The sequence below is a fragment of the Paenibacillus sp. YSY-4.3 genome, from assembly GCF_054767475.1.
On sequence record NZ_BAABMC010000001.1, the window covers coordinates 54,043 to 70,547 of the forward strand.

General features: G+C 51.7%; 12 protein-coding genes. 7 read left to right on the plus strand and 5 right to left on the minus strand.

Annotation, left to right across the window (positions count from 1 at the left end):
• Positions 1-30 precede the first annotated feature (30 nt).
• The 5 genes from ACYUJT_RS00250 to pgmB all read left to right on the plus strand — a co-directional run bounded on the left by ACYUJT_RS00250 (position 31) and on the right by pgmB (position 8,439).
• Entirely contained in the window at positions 31-1,035 is a 1,005-nt protein-coding gene (locus ACYUJT_RS00250) for a LacI family DNA-binding transcriptional regulator (RefSeq protein WP_460317863.1), read from the plus strand.
• Between the two features lie 259 nt (positions 1,036-1,294).
• On the plus strand, positions 1,295-2,704 hold the full coding sequence (locus ACYUJT_RS00255; RefSeq protein WP_460317865.1) for an ABC transporter substrate-binding protein: 1,410 nt from the start codon (positions 1,295-1,297) through the stop codon (positions 2,702-2,704).
• Between the two features lie 498 nt (positions 2,705-3,202).
• Complete coding sequence (locus ACYUJT_RS00260) at positions 3,203-4,285, plus strand: carbohydrate ABC transporter permease (protein ID WP_460317867.1); 1,083 nt, start codon at positions 3,203-3,205, stop codon at positions 4,283-4,285.
• Entirely contained in the window at positions 4,286-5,377 is a 1,092-nt protein-coding gene (locus tag ACYUJT_RS00265; RefSeq protein ID WP_460317869.1) for a carbohydrate ABC transporter permease, read from the plus strand.
• A gap of 53 nt (positions 5,378-5,430) precedes the next feature.
• Positions 5,431-8,439 (plus strand): beta-phosphoglucomutase, encoded by a 3,009-nt coding sequence (pgmB, locus tag ACYUJT_RS00270; RefSeq protein ID WP_460317870.1) that lies wholly within the window; start codon positions 5,431-5,433, stop codon positions 8,437-8,439.
• 8 nt (positions 8,440-8,447) lie between these two features.
• Here the strand turns inward: pgmB and ACYUJT_RS00275 are convergent, their stop codons facing one another.
• Entirely contained in the window at positions 8,448-8,651 is a 204-nt protein-coding gene (locus ACYUJT_RS00275; RefSeq protein WP_460317872.1) for a hypothetical protein, read from the minus strand.
• A 586-nt stretch (positions 8,652-9,237) separates the two neighbouring features.
• Between ACYUJT_RS00275 and ACYUJT_RS00280 the strand changes: the two genes are divergently transcribed.
• Positions 9,238-9,795, plus strand: coding sequence for a glutathione peroxidase (locus ACYUJT_RS00280; protein WP_460317874.1), 558 nt, complete (start codon positions 9,238-9,240; stop codon positions 9,793-9,795).
• A 119-nt stretch (positions 9,796-9,914) separates the two neighbouring features.
• Here the strand turns inward: ACYUJT_RS00280 and ACYUJT_RS00285 are convergent, their stop codons facing one another.
• The 4 genes from ACYUJT_RS00285 to ACYUJT_RS00300 all read right to left on the minus strand — a co-directional run bounded on the left by ACYUJT_RS00285 (position 9,915) and on the right by ACYUJT_RS00300 (position 15,094).
• Complete coding sequence (locus ACYUJT_RS00285) at positions 9,915-10,553, minus strand: NAD(P)-dependent oxidoreductase (protein ID WP_460317876.1); 639 nt, start codon at positions 10,551-10,553, stop codon at positions 9,915-9,917.
• A 76-nt stretch (positions 10,554-10,629) separates the two neighbouring features.
• A complete protein-coding gene (locus ACYUJT_RS00290) occupies positions 10,630-11,610 on the minus strand; it encodes a sugar ABC transporter substrate-binding protein (RefSeq protein ID WP_460317878.1) in 981 nt (326 codons plus the stop codon).
• Positions 11,582-13,321 (minus strand): response regulator transcription factor, encoded by a 1,740-nt coding sequence (locus ACYUJT_RS00295; protein ID WP_460317879.1) that lies wholly within the window; start codon positions 13,319-13,321, stop codon positions 11,582-11,584. Before ACYUJT_RS00295 ends, ACYUJT_RS00290 begins: the two co-directional genes overlap by 29 nt.
• A gap of 3 nt (positions 13,322-13,324) precedes the next feature.
• Positions 13,325-15,094, minus strand: a complete 1,770-nt coding sequence (locus ACYUJT_RS00300) for a cache domain-containing sensor histidine kinase (protein WP_460317881.1) — start codon at positions 15,092-15,094, stop codon at positions 13,325-13,327.
• Positions 15,095-15,373: 279 nt separating this feature from the next.
• Between ACYUJT_RS00300 and ACYUJT_RS00305 the strand changes: the two genes are divergently transcribed.
• The gene (locus tag ACYUJT_RS00305; protein ID WP_460317883.1) at positions 15,374-16,432 is read left to right on the plus strand and encodes an ABC transporter substrate-binding protein; all 1,059 of its coding nucleotides are present in this window, start codon (positions 15,374-15,376) and stop codon (positions 16,430-16,432) included.
• The last annotated feature ends 73 nt before the right edge of the window (positions 16,433-16,505 follow it).

The following is a 16,505-nucleotide window of genomic DNA, read 5'->3' on the forward strand; positions in this document are numbered from 1 at the left end:
AAAGCTTTTCAAAAAAGGAAGTAGACGAAGATGAAACCTACAATTCGGGATGTTGCCAAGATGGCAGAGGTATCCATCAGCACGGTATCCCGTGTTATGAACGCCCCGGATACAGTGATTGAAAGTAAACGGAGGCGCGTGTTGGATGCGATCGAAGAGCTGCAGTATCAGCCGAACTCTTTTGCGCGCGGCCTGATTTACAAGAAGTCTTTTACGCTGGGCCTGCTGATCCCTGATATCGAGAATATTTACTATTCTGGAATCATTCGAGGAGTACAGGATGCTTGCATCAAGCTTGGCTACAGTCTAATGATTTGCAACACAGACCGCGACAAGGATCGCCTGCTGTCCTACATCGACGCGTTTCATGAGAAGCAGGTGGATGGAATCGTTTTTGCTAGTGATATCATTTTTCCAGAGTATTACGAGAAGCTGGCCGGAAGCCGGATCCCGTTTGTACTCGTCTCCTCCCACTCCTATGAATACGACATTCCGAGCGTGGAGATTGACGATAAGACTGCGGCGTATGATGCGGTCAAATACTTAATTGGGCTGGGCCACACCGATATCGGCATGATCGGCTTCAACCATGATAATTCCATATCCGGACCACCCCGGTACCAAGGTTTTGTGCAAGCGCTTACGGAGTGCGGACTGGAGTATAACATCAAGAAGGTCAAATATGCGAATCACCGTTTTGAGCATGCATATGAGGCGGCAGACCAGCTGTTTGCGGAATACCCGGATATCACTGCGGTCTTCTGTGTAGCTGACGAGTTCGCGATGGGGACCATATCTTATTTGAACGATCGGAACATCAGCGTTCCGGATCAAGTATCCGTCATAGGCTTCGATAACCTGCGGGTAGCGAGCATGTACATTCCGAAGCTGACGACGATTGCGCAGCCGATTTACGAATTGGGTTACCGCGCGGCGGAGAAGGTGCATGAACTGGTTACGACGGGAAGCAACGGCATTTTACGGGAAAAAGTAGCCCATCGGCTCATTGTACGAGATTCCTGCAGAGAAAAGTAAGTTTTACTTATTTTTCTGTCGTGTCTGAAAAGCTTTTCAGATCCAGGAAAACGTAAAAATTTGAATGGGCAATCGGCAAAATGCAAACGCATACACCCTTGTACATCATGATATGCTTAGCTTGAGGAACAACTATTGAAGCTCTTTAAGGGGGTGATCCTGGAAAAGAATGATCCGTTTAGCGGGCAAGAAGCAAACAATAGTATGACCCTACAACGAGGGACGCAAGACTTAATAAACTAAAGGGGATGTTCATAAGATGAAGAACGCTGTAGGACGCAAAATGTCATTGCTTCTCGTACTATTGCTGTCATTCACGATGGTGCTAAGCGCCTGTGGTGGAGGCGGCAATACGGCGAAGAATGAGCCGCCAGCGAATAATCAGACTGGAGGCAACAACCAGGGAGCGGCAAATGAAGGCAGCAACGAGAATCTATCTCCGCTGGAGCTGGCGCTGAAAGGCGAATATAAAGGGACGAAGGTAACGATGTTCGGTCCGTTCGTAGATGCTGACCAAGTGAAATTTGAAAACAGTATTAAAGAATTCGAGGAGAAAACCGGTATCGACATTCAATATGAAGGCTCCAAAGAATTCGAAGCAACGATCAACATCCGCGTAGACGGTGGAAATGCTCCGGATATCGCTGACTTCCCGCAGCCGGGTCTGCTGGCTTCTATCGCAAAAACGGGCAAAGTCATCGACTTGACCAACATTCTTGACCAGGACAAATTGAAAGCGAACTACAACCAAAGCTGGCTCGACATGGGAACGATGGTGGGCAAGGACGGCGAAATTCTGGCCGGGATCTGGAACCGCAGTAACGTGAAGAGCTTGGTATGGTATCCGAAGAAGCAGTTTGAAGAAGCAGGGTATAAAATTCCTGAGACATGGGATGAAATGATGGCCTTGACCGAGCAAATCGCCAAGGACGGCGACCCTGCTTGGAGCATCGGTATCGAGAGCGGCGCAGCAACAGGCTGGACGGCTACGGATTGGGTGGAGGACATCATGCTCCGCACTACGACTCCAGAGAATTACGACAAATGGGTAAGCGGCGAGCTTCCTTTCACATCTCCTGAAGTGAAGCGTGCTGTAGAAATCATGTCTGACATTTGGATGAATAAAGATTATGTATACGGCGGTACGAAATCGATCGTAACTACGGCATTCGGTGATGCTCCGGCTCCAATGTTTACGGATCCTCCAAAAGCCTGGTTCCACCGTCAAGGTAACTTCATCACCAGCTTCTTCCCGGAAACGGTTAAAGTCGATGAAGACTATGATTGGTTCTACCTGCCATCCATTGATGAAGAATATGGCAAGCCAGTACTTGTAGCGGGCGACATTTATGCAATGTTCAATGACCGTCCGGAAGTTCGTGCAGTCATGGAATTCTTCACGACAGGCGAATCCATCAAGACTTGGGTTCAATCCGGCGGCGTAATCGCGCCAATGAACGACGCATCCCTTGACTGGTACAGCTCTGAATCCGACCGCCGCATGGCGAAGCTCGTACAGGATGCATCCACGCTCCGCTTTGACGGATCTGACTTGATGCCTGGTAAAGTTGGCGCTGGTACGTTCTGGAAAGGTATGACCGACTACGTGAGCGGTACGGCAACTCTGGATCAAGCATTGAAACAAATTCAGTCCGGCTGGGATAACTAGTCTGTTATTATCATCATTTTTAATACGTTGTTAACTGGTAAAGAGGAGCACTATGGTTCGATTGCTAGCTGCTCCTCTTTTCTTGTCTAATCAACTTTTGATCACGAAGTAGTTCAAGGTGCTAATCGGCATCGAATCTTGCACTCACCCTTGAAGAGCATATGCTTCCGTAGTATGTTTCCTTTGGAAACATTGTAGGTGCTCATGTAGGCTTCTCCTACACTCCGCTCCTCTTAAAAGTTTGCAAAGCAAAACTCACATCGGGAGCATAGGCAACAGGGTTCGTGCAACCTAAAACGTTTTGAAAAAACGTGCATCGAAAGCTTAGGCTTCGGTGCTGAAAAGTTGACACTTTTGATCACGAAGTAGTTCAAGGCTTACGAAGACAGTTTTGCTCCGCAAAACAAGCGTATGCTTACGAAGACAGTTTTGCTCCGCAAAACAAGCGTATGCTTACGAAGACAGTTTTGCTCCGCAAAACTTATAGGAGGAGCTATTATGAGTGCACAAGCAAAACCAAGAATTAGCATGAAAGCCGTGCTCTTATCCTTGCTTGTACTAATAATTAATATCGGCGTACACGGTTTGATATTTTTGTTTTTCCGCGATTCTACGCTTAACCCGCTGCTGACGGCAATATTCGCCGTGATATGGGGAGTCGTCGGCGTCTATCAAATCTACTATTCGTTTAACTGGGCGGTGGAGCAGTACCCGGAGCATGTCCGCCGGAAAGTTCTGCCCTACGTCTTCGTTGGTCCGGCAACTCTCGTCCTGGGATGGCTGCTTATTCTGCCCGCATTGCGGACGCTTTACCTAAGCTTCTTCAATGCATCCTCGGATAAGTTCGTCGGTCTGGCCAACTATGCAGCCATCTTTACTGACCGGCTGCTCGCGACGGCGCTTCGCAACAACCTGCTGTGGGTGTTCGTCGGAACGCTGGCCTGCGTAAGCTTGGGTCTGCTGATTGCGATTCTGGCTGACCGCAGCAGCTACGAAAAGATCGCCAAGTCGATCATCTTCATGCCGATGGCGATTTCCTTTGTGGCCGCCGGCGTTATTTGGAAGTTCGTTTATTATTATCAGCCTGGTGACGAGCAAATCGGGATTTTGAACGCGATCGTTACATTTTTTGGCGGCGAGCCGCAGGCCTGGACAAGTATGCTCCAGCCATGGAATAACTTTTTTTTGATCATGATACTTATTTGGATGCAAACGGGATTTGCGATGGTTATTTTCTCCGCTGCGATCAAGGGCGTCCCCGAGGATATTTTGGAGGCGGCGCGCGTGGATGGCGCGGGCGAAGTGAAGATTTTCTTCGGCATTATGATTCCATATATCTCTACTACGATTTTGACGGTCACCACGACCATTATTGTATTCACTTTGAAAATATTTGACGTCGTCATGGTGATGACGGGAGGTCAATACGATACAGAGGTTGTAGCGACGCAGTTCTACCGGCAGTTTTTTATGTACCGCAACTTCGGTTACGGCTCCACGCTGGCTATCGTGCTGCTGATCGCGGTCTTGCCTGTAATCATTATCAATTTGCGCCAGTTCCGCAAGCAGGGGGGATTCTAAATGGTCGGCCGTAAAAAGAGAAAAGGAAGCAAGACTGTAGTCAACGTCGTGCTCGGCATTATCTGCTTTATCTGGCTGCTTCCAACACTAGGATTATTCATCTCCTCATTCAGGCCTGCGGCGGATATTTTGCAGACTGGCTGGTGGAAGGTGTTTCCTCACCAGGAATGGAAGGCTGGAGAGACCCTGCAGCTGTCCAAAGAGGTCGATTTGCGCGAGCCGATTGAGGTCAATGGCAAAACCTACACTGATGACCAGTTGAAGGCTGGCGTGAGCGAGGGCGACCATCGCCTGGTATGGGAGAACCGCAGAGCCCGCACGGTCAATATGCAGGAGCGCGGCTGGGAAGTGAAGCCCAATTTTACGCTGGACAACTACAAGAACGTATTGTCCGGGAAGGAGTATAAGCTGAAGCTCGGAGATGGCAGTGAAACGGTGCAAAAAGGAACCGGCTTGTCCCAGGCCTTCTGGAACACGCTGACGATTGCTGTGCCGGCAACCATTATTCCGGTGCTGATCGCCTCGTTTGCGGCGTATGCCTTTGCTTGGCTGCGATTCCCGGGCCGCAAGACACTATTTGTCGTTATTATCGCTATGCTCGTCATTCCGATACAGGTTGCGCTTATTCCGATCTTGAAGGATTACACGGCGCTCGGCCTGAACGGCAGCTACCTGGGTATTTGGCTGGCACATACCGCGTTTGGTCTGCCGCTCGTGACGTACTTTATGTATAACTTCATCAGCCAGCTGCCTAAAGATTTATTCGAGTCGGCATTCATTGACGGCGCAAGCCACTTTACCATTTTCAGTCGATTGATCCTGCCGCTGTCCGTGCCTGCCTTGGCATCGATCGCGATCTTCCAATTCCTGTGGGTATGGAACGATTATCTCGTATCGCTGATCTTCATCGGCAACCAGCCGGGCGTACAAGTTATGTCCATGAAGATTGCCGACCTCGTCGGATCACGGGGCAACGACTGGCACTTGCTGACCTCGGCCGCATTTATTTCGATGCTGATGCCGCTGACGATTTTCTTCCTACTGCAGAAATATTTTGTCAAAGGACTTATGGGCGGATCGCTCAAGGGCTAACACTGTAGCAATCAACAAGAGAATGATTACGGAATTGGAGGGGCCTGGCAGAGATGAAAATGAAGCCATACGTACATTCAAAGGCACTGTATCCTTATGAGGAATGGTACGTTACTGAACAATCCTATGATGAAGAGAACAATCAAAGAAATGAGAGCATATTTGCTTTAGGCAACGGATATATCGGCATGCGCGGCAATTTTGAGGAAGGATATTACGGCAAGAAGGGAAAATCGGTCGTCGGCAACTACTTGAACGGCTTCTACGATTCCGAGCCGATTATCTATCCCGAGGGGGCTTACGGGTACCCGTCGCGCAATCAGTCCATGTTAAATGTTCCGAACGCGCAATTGATCGAGCTGAGAGTCGAAGGGCATCCGTTTCAGTTTCACACGGGCAAGGTGCATAGCTCCAAACGGCAACTGAATATGCAGAAGGGCCTTTTGGAGCGTGAAATTGAGTGGGAATCGCCAGCGGGGCATCGTATGATGATCCGGATTCAGCGGATGGTTGCTTTGCAGCATAAACATTTGGCGGCGATCCAATATGAGGTGACCGCGCTGAATTTCGAGGGCAATGTCGCGCTGATTTCCGCAATGGACGGCAACATTGCCGAGCCAGAAGCGACGGATGATCCTCGTCTTGGCGGAGCCCGCTCCGAGCCGAATTTGCTGCTGGAAGAGACCGGGCACGAGAAAGCGATGTTATGGATGAGGCATCGTACCCGTTATACGAGATTTGCTCTCCTTACTGCAATCAGCCATCGCATCGAAGCCCCTTGGGGATACGAGATGTCGGTGCAGCAGAGCGAGCAGCGGATGTCGGCGAAATATAATCTTCAGCTGAAAAGCGGCGAGACAGCCAGGCTGACGAAATACATCTCGTATCATACGACCCGGGATTATGCCGAGGAGGAGCTGGTCAGCCGCAGCAATGAAATGTTGCGACAGGCGAGTGACAGCGGCTTTGAGCTGCTGGCTGAGGAGCAGCGCGCTTATTTGGAGCGATTCTGGCAGCGGGCCGACGTGGAAATTAACGGCGATGTGGCGCTGCAGCAAGGGATCCGCTTCAACGCCTTTGCCTTGCTGCAATCGGCAGGCCGCGACGGCGTCACGAATATCGGAGCCAAGGGTCTTACCGGAGAGGGATACGAAGGCCACTATTTCTGGGATACGGAAATGTATATTTTGCCGTTCTTCACGTATACACAGCCCGAAATCGGCAGGACCTTGTTAGAGTTCCGATATAACACGCTGGATAAAGCACGGGAGCGGGCAGCCGTCATGTCGCAGAAAGGAGCGCTCTACCCTTGGCGTACCATCGACGGCGCCGAGAATTCGGCCTACTTTCCGGCGGGCACGGCCCAGGCGCATATCAACGCCGATATCGCTTACGGGATGAAGCAGTACGTGCAGGCGACCGGGGATATCGAATTCCTTGTTACCAAAGGAGCCGAAATTCTGTTTGAGACGTCCCGTTTCTGGGCTGACCTTGGCCATTACAACCCGGCGCGCGGCGGTGCCTTCTGCATCGATGCCGTAACCGGACCGGACGAATATACGGCGATCGTCAACAACAATGCGTACACGAATCTGATGGTGCAGGAACAGTTGGCCTACGCTTATGAGACGGCGGCACTTTTGCGGGAACAGTATCCGCAGGATTACGACCGGTTATGCCGGGAGCTTGGGCTGACGGAGGAAGAAATTGAAGGATGGCTCAATGCGGCGGAGAAGATGTTTATTCCGTTTGATGACGAACTGGGCATTTATGGGCAGGACGATACATTTTTAACGAAGAAAAAATGGGATTTCGAGAACACACCGGCAGATAAATACCCGCTGCTGCTGCACTATCACCCGTTGGTCATTTACCGCCATCAGGTGCTGAAGCAGGCCGATTTTGTGCTCGCGATGTTCCTGCTTGGCAACCGGTTCTCCTTGGCGGATAAAATCCGCAACTTCAATTATTATGAGCCGTTGACGACGCATGATTCCTCGTTATCTACGTGCATTCACAGCATTATCTCCGCGGAAATTGGGGATTTGGCGAGCGCATATTCCTATTTCGACCGCACGGTCCGCATGGACCTCGACGACGTGAACCGCAATGCCAAGGATGGTCTGCATACCGCGGCTATGGCGGGATCTTGGATGTCGATCGTAAACGGCTTTGGCGGTATGCGCGCCTATGACGGAGTGCTGGGCTTCGATCCGAAGCTGCCGGCGCAGTGGGACAGCTATCGCTTTAAGGTGATGAGCTGCGGTCAACTGATCGAAATTTTCGTCGATCGTGAGGAAGTTGTGTATAAACTGCTAGAGAGCGACGGTACGGAGGGCTTGGAGATCAGGCATAAAGGGCATACCTTGAAACTGCTGCCGGGAGTACCGGTGAGCATGCCATTTGTGAAAAAATTGGAGGCCGTGATCTTCGATCTCGACGGCGTGATTACCGATACGGCAGAATACCATTATCTGGCCTGGAAAGAGCTGGCTGAGGAGCTAGGCCTTCCGTTTGACCGCGTTAAGAATGAACGTCTGAAGGGCGTCAGTCGGATGGAGTCGCTGGAGATCGTGCTCGAGGACAGCGAGCGGAGCTATACAGCGGAAGAAAAGGCGGAGCTGGCCAAGCGGAAGAACGACAGCTACAAGCGGATGATCGAGCATATCACGCCAGCCGATCTGCTGCCGGGCATCCGCGAACTGCTCGTCAGTCTGCAAGAGCAGGGAATTGCGGTCGGGTTGGCGTCGGCCAGCCACAATGCGCCGTTCATCTTGGAGCGGCTAGGAGCCAGCTCCTGGTTCCAGGCGGTGGCTGACCCTGGCAGCGCCCGCAAAGGCAAGCCGGATCCGGAAATATTTCTGCTGGCCGCAGAAATGCTTGGCGTAGATCCGGCGAACTGCCTCGGCGTCGAGGATGCCGAGGCAGGTGTTGCGGCCATCCAGGCCGCTGGCATGAAGGCCGTCGGCATCGGAAGCGCCGCTCAGCTTGGCGCCGCTGATCTGCTGCTCGCCTCGACGGCCGAGCTGAGCTTGGACAAGCTGCAGCAGTTGATGGCTTAGCCTTGGGCCTAAACTCCCCTGTCGTGACGCTGAATCTCACCGAACAGGGCAACCGCACCGAATGATCTCCCACCTGCGCGGATTCGCCGGTCAGCCCGGCGATAAGTACAATGTACGGCGGCTGGTCCGATGCGCTCGACAATCTGGCGACGCACCTGCACGACCAGAAGCAGTATAGGCGAGCAAGAACGATTTTGGCCAGCGCGTTTCAAGCTGTACCGCTAAATCCGTTGAAGAGGAAACAATTTCAAGTTGCAGCAAAGCCAATTTTTTACGTGAGCCAAGGTAGTTCTATCAACTGGCGGCAGTCTAGGATTTTATTATCCAGTCCAAGACTGCCGCTGGTTTATTATTGAATCCAGTGAAACACCACGCCGCACGCTTGCCAGTTGCACGCTTGCCAGTTGCACGCCTGCCAGCTATACGCCTGCTAGCTGCACACGCCTATCTGCTGTAAGCCCGTATGTCGCAAGCCATCTCGCCAACGGACCCTAGTTCCGCTATTTGTCCAAAATCAGCAAATTTCACATTCTATCGGACACAGTTTCCGTTATTCCACCTTAACAGCAGCAAAACCGGTGAAAAAGCTCAAATAGCTGATCCTGTGTCCGTAAGCACAGTAAACAATCCATTTTACATGCAAATAGGGGATCTCATGTCCGTAAGCATTTGGTCACACTAATCGGATGGAGAGATAAGTGTGTTACAACGCTCATTTTGGAACGGCTTTATTGCATTTCTCGCAAATCTATTATATGTTGAAAATCAATACATACTATCATGAGGTGACAGAAATCCATGCTAACAATTTATGACTTTAACGTGCTTAAGACGAATGGTGAGCGGTTTCCCTTATATGAACTGGAGGGCAAGCCGGTCCTGATCATGAATACGGCTAGCAAATGCAAATTTACTCCTCAGTTTGACGACGTACAGAAGGTTTATGAGCAGTATCACGCCGCAGGGCTGGAGATCATCGGATTTCCTTGCAATCAGTTTGGGGAGCAGGAGCCAGGTACGAATGAAGAAGCGGAGTCCTTCTGCCAAATCAATTATGGCGTGAAATTCCCGATGTTTGCGAAAGTAGATGTGAACGGTGAGCAGGCTCATCCTTTGTTTGATTATTTGAAGAAGGCTGCCCCGTTTCAGGGCTTTGATGAAAGTGATATTAACGCGAAGCTGCTGAAGCTGATGGTGTCTGAAAAAGCGCCGGAATGGCTGGTAGGCGACGCGATCAAATGGAATTTCACCAAATTTCTGATCGACGGGCAGGGACGAGTTGTGCGCCGCTTTGAGCCGACGGATTCCATCGACGTCATCCAATCGAGCATTCAGGAATTACTGCAATTGGCTTAATACCAATTCCAAATCCAAATCCAAATCAAGTCGAAATCAAGATCGGACTTGAAGCCAGCTTGAAATCCCCATCTCATGAATATGAGACGGGGATTTTCTTGTTCCCCGGCGTGCAATCTCTATGTAGCGATAAAAGGGGTTTTATGAATGTACTTGACTTCTGCGGCCTGGCGAACGATAAAGCTCGCTATGTCCTTGTTCGTAATTTTGTTTCCGGGCATATCGGTTAGATTTTCTTTGATACCGCCGCTTTCGGCACCTTCGACGACGAACGGCAGCCGAATCAGCGTCCATTCGATGTTGCAGTATTGTTGAATGATGGCCGCTTCCTTCTGCTTGTCCTTGATCATCGCAGGGAAGAAGATTCTGAACAGCAGCGCACCAATCTTATTCATGAGCCGTTTCCGGTCTCCCTCCAAGGTGAGAGAGCCTCCCGTTACGCCGATATAACGGCTGATTTCCAGCTCGTTCATTACTTCGAGAACCATGCTGGTTACGGAGCTATAAAGCGGAACATCTCCAGGCGGTTGGCCAAAAGCGTTCACCACAACATCACAATCCTGGAGCAGTTGTCGTATATGATCTCTATTTTCCGCATTGCCCTGCAGGATTTCGATTCTGTCATCATGGCCGTCCAGTTTCCGCGGATTTCTTACGAGCATGCGAACCTGATAACCTTTCCGCAGCGCGGCTGCAGCGATATAACGTCCGACTTTTCCCGTTCCGCCGATGATGGCTATTTTGTGGTTATTTGTCATAAATACGCCCCTATTCACGTTCTCGTTAAAATATCCAAACACTAGTTCTGTAATCCAATTATAATACAGCAATGTTTCATTCCGATAACAGACCCTGTACTACTTGGGTTCCTGTGTCGACGAAAGGAGGAAGATGCTCGCCCTCGGCCGCCCGCAGCAGATGCTCAATGAGCAGGTGCCCCCAGTCCTGTTCGTGATGAGAAATGACGGAGGTGATCTGTCCATTGCGGATCGCTTCCTTCATTTCCGGGGTCATGTTGAAAGATAGTGCAAGCCGGTTCAAGCCTTTGGCCTTCCAGACGAGTACGGAAGTCGAGCTGGAGATCAAGTCGATCGACACTAACGAATCGAAATGCGGGTGATCGTCGATCATTTGTTCCAAATCGGATAAGGCCTTGTCGCTATTACCTCCATGGTAGCGGATTTCAAGCACTTGTATATTCGTATAATCCTGCAAATACCGGAGCAAGCCGCCGAGACGCTCTTGATTCACTTTCATGCTCTGCACGCCGGATTCAATGAGAAGCATTCCTTTGTTTTTATGCAGTTGCTGAATTACTTGGCCCATTTGCTCCCCGGCCTTGACATTATCCGTGCCGATAAAAGAGAGCCGCCGGCTTCCCGGCGAGTCCGACTCGAAGCAAATGACCGGAATTCCGGCCTCAACCGCCCTGTTGATCACTGGAGCTAAGGCGGCCGCATCGATAGGAGCAATGGCTATGGCATCGACCTTTTGCTGGATCATCGTCTCCATCATATGAATCTGCTGGTCGGCACTGAAACTTTCCGGCGCTTTAACGATAAGCCGTATGGAATGAGGAGCTGCCGCTTCCTCCGCTAAACGGGTAATCTCCTCATAGAACAGATGCGCTACCGGATAAATGATGCCGAAGGTATAGTGCGGCGCTTCTTCCTCGCTCGCAGCAGCAGCTTTGATGGATGGGGGCTTGGATTCCGTGCTCAGGGCAGATTGGCAGCCTGTAAAGACAAGACAGCTGAACAGCATAACTGTGACAGGTAGTACCCGGCTATAGAGAAATTGTCTGGCTGCTCTCATTTGCTGCTCCTTCCGCCCGGTATAGCGCCGCAGGGAGCGTTCCCTTCCTGCGGAATTGCGTCGTGGTCATCCCGGTAATTCGCTTAAATAGGTTAGAAAAATAGTGCGGATCGCTATAACCTACCTGAAAGGCGACTTCATACGTTTTGGCCTGAGTGGAATGCAGCAGCTCCATCGCTTTGCGAATCCGGGTCTGGGTCAGAAATTCGATGAACGTTTGTCCCGTCTCCTGACTAAATATTTTACTGAGATGACTAGGGCTTACATTTACGTAATCAGCCGCGTCCTGAAGAGAAATATGGTCCTTGTCGTAGTTGGCCTGAATGTAGGCCTTGACCTGGACGAGCAGGTGGGCGTAGCGGTCAGAGGAGCGGGTGCGCCAAAGCCAGAATTGCTCAGCCAGCCGGGTCAAATAAGCGCACGCATCCTCCCAGGCTCGGATCGACTCAATCTCGCTCTGGAACGGCCGAAGGAAGCTGTCAGGGGACTCGGGCTGGCGATACAACTCCTCTGCCGTGCGAATTACTTCTAGCGTGATGTCGTTTAGAATATAGTAACCGATCAATGAGGTGTTCCAGTCAATGGGCTGCAGTACCGCTGCAAAATCCCTGATGAAGCCCGGCGTTTCCGAGGGAGAGCCGACCTTAAGAAATCCTATGAAGGCCTGCCGGTCCAGAAAAATGTTCCTGTACAGCGTACTGCGGGTCGCCTCCCATAAATTTCGGCGGTTCTGCCGGGACAGCCGCTGCCAGTGCATATCCTCTTCCGCTTCCAGACAGGACAGATGAACGCCCTGCAGCCGGTCCTGAATCGAGCCGATACCGACAGCTATGACGTAGCTTCGGGATTGTTCGGCTGCGCTCTCCTGCAGCCTTCGGAACGGCTCGATCCGTTCCTTCAGGGCATCGATCGTATCGCCTTTAACAATCCAGCCTGTCTTCGTCCGGCTCTGGCGGAAGGGAAGGGCCGTGTCATCCTTCCAGGAACAGATTTGCTGCATCAGCTGCTTATCCGCCGTGTTCAGTGCAGCAGCCTGCCCGAACAGGAGCTTAGCATCATGGAGCGGTCCCTCCATTGTGACTCCGGCCATTTCACCGGTGGCTTGCTGATCCGAGGCGTGACCGCCCGCCTGGTCATCGCCATCGCGCAGATCCATCACTGCGACCGCATAGTAACGGGCGATCAGCGGTACCTCCAGCTGGGACGCGGCATGCAGCGTCTCCGGCGTCGTGAGGAAGCCGCTGCATAAATCGTCCAGCAGCTTTGCCTGGGATAGCGCCCTGCCCATGCTCTCGTTCTGCCGCAGACGTTCAAGCTGCGCCTGCTCGCCCCGTTCCTTATCGATCTTCCGGCTGACGCTCCGCAGCAGGCTGGTCAAATCCGCAGAGCTGATCGGCTTCAGGCAGTATTCTTCGATCCCGATGCTGAGCGCACTCCGGGCGTACTCGAATTCGCCGTGTCCGCTCAGAATGATGATTTTAATATCCGGCATACGCTGGCGGACGAGAGCACACAGCTCCAAGCCGTTCATGAAAGGCATTTTAATGTCGGTGATCAGAATGTCCGGATGAAGCTTCTCGATTAGCGGCAGCGCGACCTCGCCGTCCGAGGCATCGCCGCAGTAGAGGAAGCCTTCCTGCTCCCAATGGACGCAGTCCCGGATCGTCTCCCGGATCAGAATTTCGTCATCGACTAGAAAGACCTTTTTCATCGCTCAATCACGTCCTCTCATCGGAATTCGCATCGTCACAGTTGTACCTTCTCCTTCGCTGCTGTCCACCTGGACGCCGTACTGCTGTCCGTAATACAGCCGGATTCGCTGCTGTACGTTATGCAGTCCGAAGCCGCCGGAGACCTCCTCGCCGGTTTCTGCCGGAAGCCGCTGATTCGCCAAATTGACGCGCAGCTGTTCAAGCTTGTGCGCATCCATTCCGCAGCCGTTATCCTGGACGCTCAGCTCCATTCCCCCGTCGTTAGTGGCACGGGCGCTAATTCGGATGAGGCCCTTGCCCCGCTTGTTCTTGATTCCGTGGTAAAGCGCGTTTTCCACGATGGGCTGTAGCAGCATTTTTAAGGTTGGAGCCCCGAGGAGCTGGGGCTCTGTTTCAATCTCGTATTCGAGAATATCGCGATAACGCATTTGCTGAATAATCAAATAACTGTGCACATGCTCGATTTCTTTCTCCAGGCTGATCCAGTCCTTTCCCTTGCTCAGACTGATTCGGAATAAGCGGGAGAGCGATTCGACGAGGCGGATCACCTTATCGGTCTTGCCGGCCTCGGCCATCCAAAGAATCGAATCCAGCGTGTTATACAGAAAATGCGGATTGATTTGCGCCTGTAGCGCCCGAAGCTCGGCCTTCTTTATTTCCTCCTGCTCCCGGATGTTTTGCTCCAGCAGCGTCTTGATTTTGCTTAGCATAATGTTAAAGCTCTGGCCGAGATCGGCGATTTCGTCATTGCCTGTAGGAGCGACCTTCGATTCCAAGAAGCCGGAAGCGGCCAGCCGCATTTTATTTTTTAACAATTGGAGTGGTCTAGTGAGTCTGGATGAGATGAAAAAATGGAGTGACACCGCAAACACGATGCTTAATATGACGCTAACGACGATCAGCTGGCGAATGGAATTCGCTTCGGACACGATCTCCTGGAGCGGCACTTGTCCGATGATCTTCCAGCCGGTGGCCTTGGAAGCGGAGGTAAAGATAAATTTAGGGCTTCCTCGAGAGGCATCTACATAGCTTGTCATGGAGCCAGCGGCCAGGCTCGATAAATTGTCCTGCGCAGGGAGCTGGATCTCCCGGTCCGAACGTGTGGGTGTGAAGATCGGTCTCCCGCTCTGATCGATGACGTAGAAGAACCCCGTTTCGCCGATGGTGACATTGTCGCAAAACTGCTTGACGACGGCATCGTCCAGATCGATGACGATGAAGCCGATCACCTCGTGCGTAATCCGCTGCTTCACAGCAGCCATGATCGATATGACATGCGGCTCGGCGAAGCCGTCCAGCCGGTCCAGCGGATCGGCATCCGGCGGCGGAATGTAGAGCACGGCATCCGGATGATGGAGCAAAAAAGTAAAGTGGGGATTGCGCAGCGGATTTTTATCCAGCTGGAAGACACCGCGGCGCTCGCTGATTCCCCGACCGTACAAATTGATCATCGAAATGTTGAGAACGCTTTCATATTTATAGGTTTGCCTATATGAATCCATTAATCTGAGCACTTCTTTGGCATCCTCGTAGGTATCGTTCTGCGAAAAGAGAAAATGAAGCACCCGTGGATGCTTGCCGAGTTCCAGCAATTTGCCTGTATCCGTAAACAGAATCTCCAAATCCTGAGCCAACTGCTCGGCGATTAACACGGCGCCGGCCTTACTGTTCTCATACACCGTATTATACGATTTCTGGTAAGAGATCAGTCCGATCGCGATTAACGGAATGACGGTCAGAAGTACGAACATGGCTAGCAGCTTCGCGCGCAAGCTTGAGGAAAACGAGTGGATCAGCTTCATCGGAAGTCGGACCCTTTCCTTATAAATAATGTAAATCAAATTATGAATGATCCCCTATAAAAACGCAATCGATAATAAAAAATTGAACCATTTTCACAAGAAAACAAACAAAATATGGGGAGGCGGCAATAATGCGAAAAAAATCGCATCAAACCGCGATGAAACTCCGTATCCTCCTGTTTTGGAAGCGTTTTATAATCGGGTCACGCCATCCAAAATTGGTGATTTGCAAAAGGGGAGGATACAAAAATGAAGGTATTCAGGAAATCAGGAATTATTCTGGCGGCCACGCTGATGCTGCTCATGTCCGCAGCTTGCGGCGGCGGAAGTGGCGGTAATGGCAGCGGCAATGGCGGCGGGGATGCCCAGCAGCCTGCGGCAACCCAGACCGGCCAAGAGCCGGCGGTGAACAAGGAGAATTCCGGCGACCAGAAAATTACGCTGGGCTTCTCACAGGTGGGGGCGGAGAGCGGTTGGAGAACGGCCAATACGAAATCGATCCAGAATGCGGCCAAGGATGCCGGAATCGAACTCAAGTTCTCCGATGCGCAGCAGAAGCAGGAAAACCAGATTAAAGCGATCCGCAACTTCATTCAGCAAAAGGTTGATGTTATCGCTTTTTCCCCGGTCGTTGAATCCGGCTGGGATACCGTGTTGAAGGAAGCGAAGGACGCAGGCATCCCGGTTATTTTGACGGACCGTGCGGTGGATTCCAAAGATACGTCCCTGTATGAAACGTTTATCGGTTCCGATTTCGTTGAGGAAGGACGCAGCGCTGGCAAATGGCTGGTCGAGCAATACAAGGATACCGAGGAAGAGATCAACATCGTGGAGCTGCAGGGCACGACGGGCTCTGCTCCGGCCATCGATCGGCAGAAAGGCTTTGCCGAGGAGATCGCCTTCAATCCGAAGCTGAAGGTGATCGCTTCCCAGACGGGCGATTTCACACGGGCTAAAGGGAAGGAAGTCATGCAGGCGTTCCTGAAGGCGCATAAAAAGATCGACGTGCTGTATGCACACAACGACGATATGGGACTGGGTGCGATCCAGGCGATTGAAGCCGCGGGTCTGAAGCCGGGTGAGGATATCATCATCATTACCGTAGACGGCGTCAAGGACGGATTCGTCGCGGCGAGCGAAGGCAAAATCAACTTTATCGTCGAGTGCAATCCGCTGCTCGGCCCGCAATTGATGGATGCGGTACGCGACGTGGTGAACGGTAAGGATCTGGCCAAACGGATCGTTACGGTCGAAGGGGTGTTCACCTCGGAGGATGCGAAGCGGGAGCTGCCGAACCGCCAGTACTGACGGGGGTGGCAAGGGGAAATGGCGCTCCGGACGACTGGCCTGGCCATTCGTTCGGAGCTGCTTACTATGGGGG

What these genes read in the sequence shown, in the direction of transcription:
- ACYUJT_RS00250 (WP_460317863.1), top strand. Translation starts at nt 31, where the DNA reads ATGAAACCTACAATTCGGGATGTTGCCAAGATGGCAGAGGTATCCATC.
- ACYUJT_RS00255 (WP_460317865.1), top strand. Translation starts at nt 1,295, where the DNA reads ATGAAGAACGCTGTAGGACGCAAAATGTCATTGCTTCTCGTACTATTG.
- ACYUJT_RS00260 (WP_460317867.1), top strand. Translation starts at nt 3,203, where the DNA reads ATGAGTGCACAAGCAAAACCAAGAATTAGCATGAAAGCCGTGCTCTTA.
- ACYUJT_RS00265 (WP_460317869.1), top strand. Translation starts at nt 4,286, where the DNA reads ATGGTCGGCCGTAAAAAGAGAAAAGGAAGCAAGACTGTAGTCAACGTC.
- pgmB (WP_460317870.1), top strand. Translation starts at nt 5,431, where the DNA reads ATGAAAATGAAGCCATACGTACATTCAAAGGCACTGTATCCTTATGAG.
- ACYUJT_RS00280 (WP_460317874.1), top strand. Translation starts at nt 9,238, where the DNA reads ATGCTAACAATTTATGACTTTAACGTGCTTAAGACGAATGGTGAGCGG.
- ACYUJT_RS00285 (WP_460317876.1), bottom strand. Translation starts at nt 10,553, where the DNA reads ATGACAAATAACCACAAAATAGCCATCATCGGCGGAACGGGAAAAGTC.
- ACYUJT_RS00290 (WP_460317878.1), bottom strand. Translation starts at nt 11,610, where the DNA reads ATGAGAGCAGCCAGACAATTTCTCTATAGCCGGGTACTACCTGTCACA.
- ACYUJT_RS00295 (WP_460317879.1), bottom strand. Translation starts at nt 13,321, where the DNA reads ATGAAAAAGGTCTTTCTAGTCGATGACGAAATTCTGATCCGGGAGACG.
- ACYUJT_RS00305 (WP_460317883.1), top strand. Translation starts at nt 15,374, where the DNA reads ATGAAGGTATTCAGGAAATCAGGAATTATTCTGGCGGCCACGCTGATG.